A 14028-nucleotide genomic window follows, 5' to 3' on the forward strand; every position below is an offset into this window, starting at 1 on the left:
AAACGCCACTAATCCCTGCAGCGGTCAAATCATTCCTTTGGCTGATTTGGCCGCTGTGGAGGCGTTCTAGAGTAAGGCATGTCTTGCCCAGCCTGTGCACTCTAGAAAAGGGACTCCTATGTTGCAGACTCGCGTCATTCCTCCTGCCGAGGACGCTTACCAGTTTCCGCTGTTGATCAAGCGCCTGCTGCTGTCCGGCAGCCGTTACGAGAAAACCCGCGAGATCGTCTACCGCGATCAGCTGCGCTACAGCTACCTGACCCTCAACGAGCGCATCGCGCGGCTGGCCAATGTGCTCACCGAAGCGGGGGTCAAGGCGGGTGACACCGTGGCGGTGATGGACTGGGACAGCCATCGCTACCTCGAATGCATGTTCGCTATTCCGATGATTGGCGCGGTGGTGCACACCATCAACGTGCGCCTGTCGCCGGAGCAGATCCTGTACACCATGAACCACGCCGATGACCGCTTCGTGCTGGTCAACAGCGACTTTGTCGGCCTCTACCAGGCCATCGCCGGGCAACTGACCACGGTGGAGAAAACCCTGCTGCTGACCGATGGCGAGCAGAAAACCGCCGACCTGCCGAACCTGGTCGGCGAGTACGAGCAATTGCTGGCGGAAGCCAGCCCGGTCTATGACTTCCCTGATTTCGACGAGAACTCGGTTGCCACCACGTTCTACACCACCGGTACCACCGGTAACCCCAAGGGGGTGTATTTCACCCACCGGCAACTGGTGCTGCACACTCTGGCGGCCGCGACGGTCACCGGCAGTATCGACAGCGTGCGCCTGCTCGGCAGCAATGATGTGTACATGCCCATCACGCCGATGTTCCATGTCCATGCCTGGGGCATTCCCTACGTGGCGACCATGCTCGGCATCAAGCAGGTCTACCCCGGGCGCTACGAGCCGGAGATGCTTTGCGAACTGTGGCGCAACGAGAAGGTGACCTTCTCGCATTGCGTACCGACCATCCTGCAGATGCTGCTCAATGCCAAGGGTGCCCAGCAACAGGACTTCGGCGGCTGGAAAGTCATCATTGGCGGCAGTGCCCTGAACCGCGCCCTGTACGAGGCGGCCAAGGCCCACGGAATTCAGCTGACCGCCGCTTACGGTATGTCCGAGACCTGCCCGCTGGTGTCCTGCGCTCACCTCAACGACGAGCTGCTGGCTGGCAGCGAAGACGAATGCATCACCTACCGGATCAAGGCCGGGGTGCCGGTGCCGTTGGTGGAAACTGCGATTGTCGATGGCAACGGCAACTTCCTGGCGGCCGATGGCGAGACCCAGGGCGAACTGGTGCTGCGCGCGCCGTGGCTGACCATGGGCTACTTTCGCGAGCCCGAGAAAGGCGCCGAACTCTGGCAGGGCGGCTGGCTGCACACCGGTGACGTCGCCACCCTCGACAGCATGGGCGTGATCGATATCCGCGACCGCATCAAGGACGTGATCAAGACCGGCGGCGAGTGGATCTCGTCACTGGAGCTCGAAGACCTGATCAGCCGCCACCCGGCGATCCGCGAGGTGGCGGTGGTCGGTGTCGCCGACCCGCAGTGGGGCGAGCGGCCATTTGCCTTGCTGGTGATCCACGAAGGCCAGAGCATCGACGCCAAGGTCCTCAAGGAACACCTCAAGCCATTCGTGGAGCTGGGGCACATCAACAAGTGGGCGATCCCCAGCCAGATCGCCCTTGTTACTGAAATTCCCAAGACCAGTGTCGGCAAGCTCGACAAGAAGCGCATCCGCCTGGACATCAGCCAGTGGCAAGCCAGTAACAGCACCTTCCTCTCGACCCTGTAATGCCTGGCGGGTCGCGCCTGAAGCGGCGCGACCCGCACGCCAGACGCATGGGCGCCTTGTCAAATGACGAAATTAAGCCATTCTTCCCCCAGCCAGCGTAGTGGCCGGTCATGCAGACCACGCCGGAGGGGTTGGGATGCAAATCACACTTTAGAGGGATCAAGCAGTTCAACCTGCTGGCTATAGTCGGTTCAGGGGATTTTCAGGAACGGGGGATCGCACATGCATGTGCCTAGCCACTCGCTCGAGCAAAAAGGTGCGCTCACACCGCTCGAGCGATGCGTTTCTGCAAAGGACTCACTGCCATAAAAATAAAGTACATGGAGTAGCGTCGATGACATCAGCAAATCTGTTCTGGCGCCGGGCGAAACTGCCCCTGGCCGTCAGCCTCGCTTCTACGCTCGCCGGTCCTGCATTCGGCGTCAGTTTCAACATCGGTGAAATCGAAGGCTCGTTCGACTCGTCGCTGTCGGTGGGGGCGAGCTGGTCGACAGCCAGCCCGAACAAGAACCTGATCGGCGTCAACAACGGCGGCAAGGGGTTGTCGCAGACCTCCGATGACGGCCACCTGAACTTCAAGCGCGGTGAGACCTTCTCGAAAATCTTCAAGGGTATCCACGACCTGGAACTCAAGTACGGCGATACCGGGGTATTCGTCCGTGGCAAGTACTGGTACGACTTCGAACTCAAGGATGAGCATCGCGAGTTCAAGGACATCAGCGACACCAACCGCAAAGAGGGCGCCAAGTCGTCCGGCGGGCAGATCCTCGACGCCTTCGTCTACCACAACTACTCGATCGCCGATCAGCCGGGCTCGGTGCGCCTGGGCAAGCAGGTGGTCAGCTGGGGTGAAAGTACCTTCATCGGTAACGGTATCAACTCGATCAACCCGATCGACGTGGCGGCCTTCCGCCGTCCGGGTGCCGAAATCAAGGAAGGCCTGATTCCGGTCAACATGTTCTATGTGTCCCAGAGCCTGACCGACAACCTCTCGGCCGAAGCCTTCTACCAGCTCGAATGGGACCAGACCGTCGTCGACAACTGCGGCACCTTCTTCTCCCAGCCGGACATCATTGCCGACGGCTGTACCGATAACCTGCGCGTACTCAACAGTGCCAACGCGTTGCCAGCGGCCGCCCGCGGCTTCCTCGCAAGCCAGGGTGTGGACGTCAATGGCGAAGGTGTGCGGGTCGCCCGTGGCCCTGACCGCGATGCGCGAGACAGCGGCCAGTTCGGCGTGGCCTTCCGTTACATGTACGACCCGCTGGGCACCGAGTTCGGCGCCTACTTCATGAACTACCACAGCCGTGCGCCGATCTTCAGCGCCCACGGTGCCGATCCGCGGGTCTATGCCGGCCTGGCCGGGCTGCCTGCAGCCTTGCGTCCGTTGGCACCGCTGATCGTCGCCGGCAACTCCAGCTACTTCGTCGAGTACCCGGAAGACATCCGCCTGTACGGCCTGAGCTTCTCCACCACCCTGCCTACCGGCACGGCGTGGAGCGGTGAAATCAGCTACCGGCCAAACGCCCCGGTGCAGCTCAACACCACCGATATCCTCTATGCCGGCGTGCGTCCGATTGGCGGCACCCTGGCCAACGCCTCGCTGCTCAACGGTGTACCGGGCCAGGACCTGAACGGCTACCGGCGCAAGGAAATCACCCAGTTCCAGACCACCCTGACGCACTTCTTCGACCAGGTCATGGGCGCCAGCCGCCTGACCGTGGTGGGTGAAGTCGGCGTGACCCATGTCGGCGGCCTGGAAAGCGCCCACGATGTGCGTTACGGCCGCGACCCGGTCTACGGCCCAGGCCCGCTGCCGGCAACCCCGGGGGCAGGCAATCTCGATACCTGCTCGGCGATCATCAACACCGGCACCATCAACGGCGCAGGCCCTGGCGCTTCGGGCGCCAACCGCAGCCGCAATTGCGAGAACGACGGTTACACCACCAGCACCTCGTGGGGCTACCGCGCGCGCGCCATCTGGGACTACCCGGATGTATTCGCCGGGGTCAACCTCAAGCCGAGCGTGGCCTGGTCCCATGACGTGTCGGGCTACTCGCCAGGCCCTGGCAGCAACTTCGAGGAAGGGCGCAAGGCGATCAGCCTGGGCCTGGATGCCGAGTACCAGAACACCTACACCACCAGCCTGTCGTACACCAACTTCTTCGACGGCAAGTACACCACCGTGGATGACCGCGATTTCATCGCCCTCAGCTTCGGCGTGAACTTCTAAGAATTCGGATTCAGGACGACCATGAAGATGAAAACAACCAAGACTCTGCTGCAAGCCGGTGTACTGGGCCTGTCCCTGTTGGCGACCAGTGTCATGGCGGCGGTTTCCGCCGACGAGGCGGCCAAGCTGGGCGCCAGCCTGACGCCGATGGGTGCTGAAAAGGCCGGTAACGCCGACGGCTCGATCACGGCCTGGAAGCCGCTGGCCAAAGGCGCCGGTAATGTCGATGCCAAGGGCTTCCTTTCCGACCCGTACGGCAGCGAGCAACCTAAGTTCACCATCACCGCGCAGAACGTCGACCAGTACAAGGACAAACTGTCCCCTGGCCAGGTCGCCATGTTCAAGCGCTATCCGGACACCTTCAAGATGCCGGTGTACCCGACCCACCGGGGCGCTACCGTACCGGACGCGGTGTTCGCGGCGATCAAGAAGAACGCCACCAGCACCAACCTGGTCGGCGGCGGCAACGGTCTGGAAAACTTCGACACCGCCGTGCCGTTCCCGATTCCGAAAAGCGGCGTCGAAGTGATCTGGAACCACATCACCCGCTACCGTGGCGGCAGCGTGACCCGCCTGGTGACCCAGGCCACGCCGCAGCAGAACGGCTCGTTCAGCCTGGTGTACTTCCAGGACCAGTTCGTCTTCCGCGACCGGATGAAAGATTACGATCCGGCCAACCCGGGCAACGTGCTGTTCTACTTCAAGCAGAAGGTGACGGCGCCAGCGCGCCTGGCCGGTACCGTACTGCTGGTGCACGAGACCCTCGACCAGGTCAAGGAGCCGCGCAAGGCGTGGGTCTACAACGCCGGCCAGCGCCGGGTACGGGCAGCGCCACAAGTGTCCTACGACGGCCCGGGTACCGCCGCCGACGGCCTGCGCACCTCCGACAACCTGGACATGTACAACGGCGCGCCGGACCGTTACGACTGGAAGCTGGAAGGCAAGAAAGAGCTGTTCATTGCCTCCAACAGCTACAAGCTTGACGATCCCAAGCTCAAGTACGCCGACATCATCAAGGCCGGGCACATCAACCAGGACCTCGCCCGATACGAACTGCGCCGGGTATGGCATGTGGTCGCAACCCTGAAACCGGGCCAGCGCCACATCTACGCCAAGCGTGACTTCTACATCGACGAAGACACCTGGCAAGCGGCGGTGATCGACCAGTACGACGGTCGCAACCAGCTGTGGCGCGTGTCCGAAGCCCACTCCCAGGACTACTACAACGTCCAGGTGCCGTGGTACACCCTGGAAGCCATCTACGACCTGCAGTCCGGTCGCTACCTGGCCCTGGGCATGAAGAACGAGGAAAAGCGAGCCTACGACTTCGGGTTCACTGCCTCCAAGGCTGACTTCCAGCCTGCAGCGCTTCGCCAGGAAGGTGTGCGCTAAGTTTCAAACCTCCGTGTGATCTCCCAGAACGCCCCGGCTTGCCGGGGCGTTTCTGTTTGCGCATCCGTGTCGGCTGAGCCTTGTCGTTTTTTGTTGTAGTCTTTTTTCCGCAAAGCGCGGCAATTGTCTTCAAATGTGCTGTTTAACCCGCTAGTCTGCGCTGATCCGTACTGCCGACGATTCCCTAACTAAAAACGAGCCGGCCATGACTGATCTGTCCCGTACGCAAGGGTTCGCCAGCCAGGCCATGAGCGTCCTGGAGGGCCGTTTCTTTCGCCCGCCGCTGCCCGAAGGCCATGTGCCGCGGGCGCGCTTGTGTCAGCGTTTGCAGGCGGGGCTCGGCGGGCGCTTGCTGCTGGTCAATGCACCGGCAGGTTTCGGTAAAAGTTCGTTGGCGGTGGAGTTCTGCCAGGGCCTGCCCAACCACTGGAGCAGCCTCTGGCTGGGTTTGAGCCGGCGCGACAACGACCCCGGGCGCTTCCTCGAGCGCCTGCTCGAAGGCTTGCAGCAATACTGCCCGGCCCTCGGCGGCCAGGCCCTGGGCTTGCTGAAGATGCGCCAGCGGCACCAGCCGTTTGCCTTCGAAGAGTGGCTCGACGGCCTGCTCGATGAACTGGCCCGTCACCTGCAGCCACACAACCCCTTGCTACTGGTGCTCGACGACTACCACCTGGCCCAGGGGCCGGTGCTTGACCGCTGCCTGCAGTTTTTCCTCAATCACCTGCCGCCCGGCCTGGTGTTGCTGGTCACCAGCCGCCAGCGGCCGGACTGGCACCTGGCGCGCCTGCGTCTGTCGCGCCAGTTGCTTGAACTCAACGAGCAGGACTTGCGCCTGACCACCGATGAGTCCCTCGCCGTGCTGGGCCAGCAACCGACGGTGTTGCGCGGCCAGGCGCTGGACAACCTGATCCAGCGCAGCGATGGCTGGGTCGCCGGCTTGCGTTTCTGGCTGCTGGCGGCCAACGAGGCCGGTGCCGACAGCGCCTTGCCTCAGGCCCTGCACGGTGGCGAGGGGCTGATTCGCGACTACCTGCTCGAGGAAGTCATCGAGATGCTGCCCGCCGAAGTGCAGGGCTTTCTCTACGACACCGCCTGCCAGGAGCGCTTTTGCGCCGAGCTTTGCGATGCCCTGCGCGAAAGCCACGACAGCGCCGAGATTCTCCGTTACCTGCAGGCCCACCAGGTGTTCCTGGTGCCGCTGGACGAACATGGGCGGTGGTTTCGCTATCACCATTTGTTCTCCGACCTGCTGCGTACCCGTCAGGCCAGCCTGCCGCTGTCGAGCCTGCATTTGCGCGCCTGTCGCTGGTTCCATGGCCAGGGCCTGCTCGATGAAGCCGTTGAGCAGGCCTTGCGCGCCGGCCACCTGGACGTGGCCGCCAACCTGGTGCAGAACCTCTCCGAAGAGCAACTGCTGGCCGAGCAGAACGTCGGCATGCTGCTGCGCTGGAAGATGGACCTGCCCGACAGCCTGCTGATCAGCACACCGCGGCTGATCGTGCTGTACAGCTGGGCCCTGGGCCTGGCCGGGCAGCTGGATGCCGCTGAAGAGCTGGCCAGCCACCTGAGCCGCTTCTTGCCGGCGCCTTCGGCCACCGCACAGAAATCCATGCTCGCTCAGTGGCTGGCGCTCAGCGGGGTGATCGCCCGTGGTCGCGGCGACCGCCAGCGTACCCTCGAATATTGCTCCGAAGCGCTGCACAGCTTGCCGTTCAAGCGTTACGGGCAGCGCCTGGTGTGCCTCTCGACGTTGTCCAACCTGGCCATCGCCGATGCCGATTTCTGGCGTGCCCGTGGCTGGAATCGCGAAGCACTGGAGCTGGCCCAGCGGGTCGGCAACCCGTTGTTCGAAGCCCTGGCCCATTACGACCGGGCACGGGTGCTGCACGCCCGTGGCGAGGTGTTGCGCGCCCTCGATGAAGTGCGCCAGGGCCTGCAGCGCCTGCAGGGTTTGTCGGCGCAACGGTTGTACGCGGCGCGGGCACGCCTGACCCTGTACGAAGGCTACCTGCTGGCGGCCCGGCTGCAACCGGAGGCCGGCCGCAGTCGCCTGCGGGCCGGGTTGATCGAGGCGCGCGCCTGTCGCGATATCAGCGTACTGATCGGCCACTGCGTGATCGCTTCGCTCGATGGCCGTGAAGGGCGCTTTGCCGAAGCCTTTGCCGAGCTTGCTGAAGCCGAACGGCTGATGCACATCTGGGACGTGCCGCCGATTTTCTATCTGGCGATGATCACCCTGGTCAAATGCGAGCTATGGCTGGCCCAGGGGCGCACGGACCTGGCCGAGTCCTGGCTGCTGCGCCTGGGCCAGACCTACGGGGGCGAGCAGGCGGCGGCCGCCCCGGAGTTCCACCCGTTGCTGCCGCTGCATATCGAATTGCAGCAGGCCTTGCTCGAACGCACCCAGGGCCGCCTGGAACAGGCCGCAAGGCGCTTGCAGGCATTGGTGGAACGCGGCCAGGCCAGTGGCGGGCAGATGCTTTGCGTTACTGCGCTGTGCCAGTGGACGTTGCTGCTGCTGGCCAACAACAACGAAGCCCAGGCGCGCGGCCTGCTGGCGCTGGCGCTCGATTCCGCGCGCGGCGGCGTCCTGCAGCCGTTCCAGCGGCTGTTGCAGGATCACCCGCAATGGCTGCGCGAGCAGTTGCTGCTGCAACCCCAGGGGCCTGCGCAAAGCAGCTTGCTGGCGCTGTTGCCCGCGCTTGAATCGACCGAAGCGGGCGGTAGCGGCGAGGCCTTGAGCGCCCGGGAAATGGCTGTGCTCGAACTGATCGCCCAGGGCTGCTCGAACCAGGAAATCAGCGAGCGCCTGTTCATCTCCCTGCACACGGTGAAAACCCACGCCAGCCATATCAACAGCAAGCTCGGCGTCGAGCGACGCACCCAGGCGGTGGCCCGGGCCAAGGCATTAGGCATGCTGCACTAGCTTTGACTCGGCGGTGAACATCCTCGATGATGGCGCAATGCCATTATTTGTTCCGTTGCTGGTACTTGCGTCCAGCAAATATGCGCTCTGTACGCCTCAAGCTATCGCCCTGTGTGGCCGATACTCTGCGAGTGCGGCCCGATTAAGCGCCGCAGCGAATCTACCCGCGAAGCCGAGCCTGTCCGTGAAGGTGTCTCTGCGTCTATTTTTTATTTGCCATGACAGGTTTCGTGGATGCAGGTCTACAGCCAAAAAAGCTTTCTGATCGTCGATGACTTCTCTGATTTTCGCAGTTCGGCCCGCTCGATGCTGCGCGAGCTTGGCGTGCGTGATGTCGATACCGCCGACAGCGGCGAACAGGCGCTGCGCATGTGTGCGCAAAAACGCTATGACTTCATTCTTCAGGATTTCCACCTGGGTGATGGCAAGAAGAATGGCCAGCAGGTGCTCGAAGACCTGATCCTCGACAAGCTGATCAGCCATGAGTGCGTGTTCCTCATGGTCACCGCCGAAAGCAGCCAGGCGATTGTCCTCAGTGCCCTGGAGCATGAGCCCGACGCTTACCTGACCAAGCCGTTCAACCGCATCGGCCTGGCCCAGCGCCTGGAAAAACTGGTGCAGCGCAAGACCCTGCTCAAGCCGATCCTCCAGGCCCTGGACCGCGGCCGCCCGGCCGAGGTGCTGGCGGCCTGCGCCGAGCTGTGCAAGAAGGACCCGCGCTTCGCCCCGCTGTGCCTGCGCTACCGCGCCGATGCTCTGCGCGACCTGAACCGCTTCGATGAGCTGGAGAAATTTCTCACCACCATCATCGCCAGCCGGGCCACGCCCTGGGCCTATGCCGCCCTTGGCGGCCTGCTGTACAAGCGCAACCAGCTGGCCCAGGCCCAGGGTGTGTACGAGCAGGCGCTCAAGGCCTTCCCGATGATGCCCGGCCTGTACGACGGCCTGGCCGAAGTGCTGGTGGCCCAGGGCGAAAGCAAGCGTGCCCAGGGTGTGCTGGAAGAGGCCGTGCGCCTCTCGCCCCTGGCTGTGCGCCGGCAGATGATGCTGGGCAAGCTGGCCCTGAGTAACGATGACTACGACACTTCGTCCAAGGCCTACCGGCATGCGGTCAACCAGGGCCAGAGCTCGCGCTACAAAGACCCGGAAAGCAACCTCGGGCTGGTCCAGGCATTGATGAACAAGAACGCCGGCAACGGCCTGGATGCGCGCACCCGGGTCGAGATCAACACGGTGCTCAGCGAAGTGGCCAAGGAGAACGTCGAAGACCAGGGCCTGCAGGTGCGTGCGCGGCTGATGAAAGCCGCCAGCCTGCAGCAGGCCGGCGACGCCGAAACCGCCGCCAAGCTGACCGAGCAGGCCATGGCCCGGCTGGAGAAGATGGACCAGTTCTTCTCGGTCGAGGCGGCGCTGGTGGTGGCTACGCAATTGCAGAAACTCGGCCAGGAATCTGCCGGTACCGCGATTCTCAAGGGCTGCGTGGAAACCTACGGTGACGACCCTAAGGTCATGCAGAGCGTGGCGCAACTGACCGATGACCCGAGCGTGCTCGGCGCGGTGACCGAAGCGGTCGACCTCAACCGCCAGGGCGTGCGCAGCTACCAGGCCGGCCAGCTCAGCGAAGCCCTGGCGCAGTTCCGCCGGGCACTGACGCTGCAGCCGAAGAACATCAGTATCGCCCTCAACACCGCCCAGGCGCTGTTGCGCATCGGTGGCGAGACACCGCCGCCGGCGATCATGGACGAATGCCGCGCGTGCCTGGGCAGCGTCACCGGCATCCCGAAAAGCGATAACCGTTATGATCGCTACCGCAAACTGCACATCCGGGCTTTCGGCGCATGAACCAGGACAACCAGGGGCTGGATTTCTCGACGGTGATCGCCTCCACCGTGCACGACATGAAAAACTCCCTCGCCGCCTTGACCCAGGCCCACAGCCAGTGGCTGGCGCGCCTGCCCGAGGCGCTGCGCAGCGGCAGCGAGCAAGGGGTGATGGAGCATGAGTTCAGCCACCTCAACGGCATGCTGGTGCAGTTGCTGGGGCTGTACAAACTGGGCGTCAACCAATTGCCCATGTGCCCCGACTACCACGAGCTCGACGACTTCATCGAAGCCCAGCTGGCGGCCCAGCAGAACCTGCTGCAGCATCGCGACATCCTCGCCAGCTGGCGCATCGAAACGGCCAGCCCGCTGGGCTTTTTCGACCGTGAACTGGTCGGTTCGGTGGTCGCCAACATCCTCAACAACGCCATTCGCTACGCTGGCCACACCTTGCTGATCAGCGTCAATGACGAGGGCGAGCAACTGGTGCTGAGCATCAACGATGACGGCCCGGGCTTCCCGGCGCGCATGCTCGAGCGCCAGCAGGAATATGTGCAGGGTATCGATGGCCAGAGCGGCAGTACCGGCCTGGGTTTGTACTTTGCCGCACGGATTGCCGGCCTGCATGAGCGCAACGGGGTCAAAGGGCGGATCGAGATTGCCAACGGCGGGGTCCTGGGCGGCGGACTGTTCAGGCTTTACCTGCCTTGATCAACAGTGCCTGGGCAAACCTGAGGCAATGAGCTGCGACCGCCATTTGGCGGTCACAGCCCTGATGCTCACATACCAAGCAGATCAGGAAGCACCAGCGAGATCCAGGGCACATAGGTGACCAGAATCAGGAAGCCGACCAATAACGTCAGCCAAGGCATTGCCGCGCGCACGGTTGCCGTCAGCGGCATTCCGGTTACCGCCGAGGTGACGAACAGGTTCAGGCCGACCGGCGGGGTGATCAAGCCGATCTCCAGATTGACCACCATGATGATGCCCAGGTGAATCGGGTCGATGCCCAGTTTCATAGCGATCGGGAACAGGATCGGGGCCAGGATCAGGATGATCGCCGATGGCTCCATGAAGGCACCGGCCACCAGCAGCACGATGTTCACCACCAGCAAGAACGTCACCGGCGTCAGCCCGGCTTCGATTACCCAGGTGGTGATTTGTTGCGGTAGCTGTTCGGTGGTCAGGACGTGGGCGAAGAGCATCGCGTTGGCAATGATGAACATCAGCATGATGCTCAGTTTTGCCGACTCCAGCAGCACCTTGGGCGCTTCCTTGAACGACATGTCACGGTACACGAACAAGGCGATGAAGGCCGAGTACACCGCAGCGACCGCCGCCGCCTCAGTCGGGGTGAACATACCGCTGTAGATGCCGCCGAGGATGATCACCATCAGCAACAGACCCCAGACGGCCTTGCGGGCGGCACTGAGCCATTCCCTGAAAGTGGCACGGGGTAGGGCTGGCAGGTTCTTTTTCACCGCCACGATGTAGATGGCCATCATCAGGATCAAGCCCAGCATCAAGCCTGGTACTACGCCGGCCATGAACAGTTTGCCTACCGAGGTTTCGGTGGCGGCGGCATACACCACCATCACGATCGACGGTGGGATGAGGATACCCAGGGTGCCGGCGTTGCAGATGATGCCGGCGCCGAAGGCTTGTGGATAACCGGACCGAACCATCCCGGCAATCGCAATCGAGCCGACCGCAGCCACGGTTGCCGGGCTAGAACCTGACAGTGCGGCGAACAGTACGCAGGCCAATACGGCGGCAATCGCCAGACCTCCGCGAATGTGTCCGACACAGGTATTGGCAAAGTCAATCAGGCGCCGAGCCACGCCACCGGTGGTCATGAACGCCCCGGCCAGGAGAAAGAACGGAATTGCCAGCAAGGTGTAGTGTTCCGAGGTCTCGAACAACTTGATCGCCAGCGAGCGAACCGAGTCCTGGCTGAACAGCATGATAGTCAGCGAGCCGGAGAGCCCCAGGGAAATGGCAATGGGGACGCCGATGAACATCAGGGCGAAGAGGGTGACGAAGAGAAAGAGGATGGTCATCGCTTGTCGTCCTCATGCTCGGCCAGTTTCAGCGCATCCGCCGCTTCGTCGGCCAACCCCAAACCGGTCTGGCGGTGCTGGAGTATTCGTACCAGGATTTCGGTGAAACGGATGAACACCAGGGCAAAGCCCACCGGTACGATCAGGCCAACTTGCCACTGCATGATGCCGAAGTGACCCAGGTCCTCGGCGCCAATACCGGCATTGAACAGGGTTTGAATCCACTCGAAACTGGCGATGCTCAGCAAGCCGGCATAACCGAGGCAGCACAGACAGGCAAGCATGCCGAGTAGCCGTTGAACCGGCTTGCTGGCCAGTTTTACCAAGGCGTCGACACCAATGTGCCCGGCCACGCGAACGCCATAGGACAGGCCGAAAAAAATCAGCCAGCCGAACAGCGCCTTGGTCAGGGCATTGCTCCAGGTCATCGACTGGGCGGCGTCCATCACATGGTCGCCTATGCCGTTGAACAGGTCGGCCGCACCGGGCCAGCGCTCGGCAAGGCTGTAGAACAGGGTGTAGAGGTTGTTGAGGATGACGTAGACGAAGGTCACCAAGGTCATGGCGGCCAGGAGGAAGACGATAAAGCCCTCCTCGAAATGCTCCCAGATACGCCGTAAGGCATTCATGCGTATTCTCCGATGTGTAGCGGACACAGCTGCCGCCGTGGCGGCGGCAACTGTCTGCGGGCTTACTGCGCCTGGTTGGCCGCCTCGGCTGCCTGGATCAGCTCGGCACCGATTTCACCTTCGAATTTTCTCCACACCGGCTTCATCGCCGTTCGCCATTGCTCGCGTTGCTCAGGCGTGAGCGTAATGATCTCGGTGGTCTTGGCCGCAATGATGCGTTCCTTGTCGCCCTGGTTGAGCGCCTCGGCTTCTTTGTTCACGTGCTGGGTGACTTCGCTGATGATTTTCTCAAGCTCTGGCTTCACATCGGCTGGCAGGCCGTTCCAGAACTTGGTGTTGGTGATCAGCATGTAGTCGAGCACGCCATGATTGGACTCGGTGATGTACTTTTGCACTTCGTGCATTTTCTGGCTGTAGATGTTCGAGTAGGGGTTTTCCGCACCATTGACCACACCGGTCTGCAAGCCCTGGTAGACCTCGGCAAAACTCATTTTGCGCGGGTTGGCACGCACCGCCTTGAACTGCTCTTCCAGCACTGCCGAAGCCTGCACGCGGAATTTCAGACCGCGGGCATCTGCGGGAACGTGCAAGGCCTTGTTGGCCGACAATTGCTTCATACCGTTGTGCCAATAAGCCAGGCCGGTGATGTTCTTGTCCTCCATGGACTTGAGCAGGCCCTGGCCGGCGGGGCTCATCTGAAAGCGGTCCACGGCGTGGATGTCGTTGAACAGGAAGGGCAGGTCAAACAGTTGAACCTTCTTGGTGTACTGCTCGAATTTGGCCAGCGACGGCGCAATGATCTGTACATCGCCCAGCAGCAGTGCCTCCATTTCCTTGCCATCACCGAACAGCGACGAGTTGGGGTAGACATCGACCTTGACCTTGCCTGGCAGGCGCTCTTCCACCAGCTTCTTGAACATGATTGCGCCCTGGCCCTTGGGCGTTGAGTCGGCAACAACATGGGAAAACTTGATGGTAATCGGGTCAGCGGCCTGGGCCCAGCCAGCGGCCGAAAGGGTCAGCGCACAAACCAGTGCCTTGAGTGAGGGAGTGAACATCCTGATTCTTCCTTTTTTTGTTGTAATGCTGCACTTTGCGCTGACGCGCGCAGGCAGGTTGACCCCGGCAAGTCTAGGTGGCTATTCAGAGATTGCTTTGTGCAAGATC

9 protein-coding genes are annotated in these 14028 nt (G+C 62.3%); 6 read left to right on the forward strand and 3 right to left on the reverse strand.

Features of this window, described 5'->3' with window-relative positions; genetic code table 11:
• Positions 1-118 precede the first annotated feature (118 nt).
• The 6 genes from LOY37_RS03950 to LOY37_RS03975 all read left to right on the forward strand — a co-directional run bounded on the left by LOY37_RS03950 (position 119) and on the right by LOY37_RS03975 (position 10883).
• Positions 119-1801, forward strand: coding sequence for a fatty acid--CoA ligase (locus LOY37_RS03950; RefSeq protein WP_258716336.1), 1683 nt, complete (start codon positions 119-121; stop codon positions 1799-1801).
• 334 nt (positions 1802-2135) lie between these two features.
• Positions 2136-4034 carry a DUF1302 domain-containing protein gene (locus tag LOY37_RS03955; protein WP_258716337.1) on the forward strand — a complete coding sequence of 633 codons (1899 nt, stop codon included), beginning with the start codon at positions 2136-2138 and terminating at the stop codon, positions 4032-4034.
• 27 nt (positions 4035-4061) lie between these two features.
• The gene (locus tag LOY37_RS03960; RefSeq protein WP_258717170.1) at positions 4062-5426 is read left to right on the forward strand and encodes a DUF1329 domain-containing protein; all 1365 of its coding nucleotides are present in this window, start codon (positions 4062-4064) and stop codon (positions 5424-5426) included.
• A gap of 205 nt (positions 5427-5631) precedes the next feature.
• Positions 5632-8352, forward strand: coding sequence for a LuxR C-terminal-related transcriptional regulator (locus tag LOY37_RS03965; RefSeq protein ID WP_213602428.1), 2721 nt, complete (start codon positions 5632-5634; stop codon positions 8350-8352).
• Between the two features lie 234 nt (positions 8353-8586).
• Positions 8587-10194 carry a tetratricopeptide repeat-containing response regulator gene (locus LOY37_RS03970; RefSeq protein ID WP_093387961.1) on the forward strand — a complete coding sequence of 536 codons (1608 nt, stop codon included), beginning with the start codon at positions 8587-8589 and terminating at the stop codon, positions 10192-10194.
• Positions 10191-10883: a sensor histidine kinase KdpD gene (locus tag LOY37_RS03975; RefSeq protein ID WP_045196047.1), complete on the forward strand. Its 693-nt coding sequence runs from the start codon at positions 10191-10193 to the stop codon at positions 10881-10883. Before LOY37_RS03970 ends, LOY37_RS03975 begins: the two co-directional genes overlap by 4 nt.
• A 68-nt stretch (positions 10884-10951) precedes the next feature.
• Here LOY37_RS03975 and dctM read toward each other — a convergent pair whose 3' ends face one another.
• The 3 genes from dctM to dctP all read right to left on the reverse strand — a co-directional run bounded on the left by dctM (position 10952) and on the right by dctP (position 13919).
• A complete protein-coding gene (gene dctM / locus LOY37_RS03980) occupies positions 10952-12232 on the reverse strand; it encodes a C4-dicarboxylate TRAP transporter large permease protein DctM (RefSeq protein WP_258716338.1) in 1281 nt (426 codons plus the stop codon).
• The gene (locus tag LOY37_RS03985; RefSeq protein ID WP_093387966.1) at positions 12229-12861 is read right to left on the reverse strand and encodes a TRAP transporter small permease; all 633 of its coding nucleotides are present in this window, start codon (positions 12859-12861) and stop codon (positions 12229-12231) included. Before LOY37_RS03985 ends, dctM begins: the two co-directional genes overlap by 4 nt.
• Before the next feature lie 62 nt (positions 12862-12923).
• Complete coding sequence (gene dctP / locus LOY37_RS03990) at positions 12924-13919, reverse strand: C4-dicarboxylate TRAP substrate-binding protein DctP (RefSeq protein ID WP_258716339.1); 996 nt, start codon at positions 13917-13919, stop codon at positions 12924-12926.
• Positions 13920-14028 lie beyond the last annotated feature (109 nt).

It is taken from the genome of Pseudomonas sp. B21-012 (assembly GCF_024749305.1).
GTDB lineage: Bacteria > Pseudomonadota > Gammaproteobacteria > Pseudomonadales > Pseudomonadaceae > Aquipseudomonas.